This is a genomic window from Pseudomonas sp. EA_65y_Pfl1_P113 (assembly GCF_963970525.1).
GTDB classification, from domain to species: Bacteria; Pseudomonadota; Gammaproteobacteria; order Pseudomonadales; family Pseudomonadaceae; genus Aquipseudomonas; species Aquipseudomonas tritici.
This window is the reverse complement of the sequence record NZ_CAXAQM010000461.1, coordinates 1-480: the sequence shown is the minus strand read 5'-3', so window position 1 is coordinate 480 and position 480 is coordinate 1. Positions and strand designations below refer to the sequence as shown.

Below are 480 nucleotides of genomic sequence, written 5' to 3'. Positions count from 1 at the left end.
AGTGAGCGGCGAAAGCATCCAGGTCGTCAAGTCGATTGCGCTCGACATCGAAGGCGACAGGGTCGTGATGGAGTTGTTCTGCTCCTCCGAACTCGGCGCCTCCGTGCTGTTCGATGATCTCAAGGAGCGCCTGACGTCAGGGCGGCCGGTAGTGATCACGATCACGGCGGGGAAGGTGATCGAGGAGGGCGATAGATCATGACAGATCTGCGCACCCTCGACGGCGAACCCCCGCTCGGCATAGGCGGCCTCGCCTTCCGCGACGACCAGGGCGAGTGGCTGGAGCACGACAATCCGCGCTACCGCTCGGCCGCGACCCGCATCGGCGTGCTCGCGCTTCAGAACGGCCACTGGCTGGCCCATCCGCCGGGCTTCCGGGTCGACGGCCGCCAGCATGCGAGCCGCGAGGCCGCGCTGCGCAGCGCCATCGCGGCGATGGTGCGCAAGGCGCGCAAGAACATGCGGGCCAAGGAGGGCGAG

At 67.7% G+C, this 480-nt stretch carries 2 protein-coding genes; both read left to right on the top strand.

Going from position 1 to position 480, the window contains the following annotated elements:
• Window positions 1-202 (top strand): hypothetical protein (locus AACY52_RS30575; RefSeq protein ID WP_339561425.1); only part of this gene is annotated, 202 nt, incomplete at its 5' end.
• Window positions 199-480, top strand: a 282-nt coding sequence (locus AACY52_RS30570) for a hypothetical protein (protein WP_339561424.1), incomplete at its 3' end; no start/stop codon positions are given. The genes AACY52_RS30575 and AACY52_RS30570, both read left to right, overlap by 4 nt.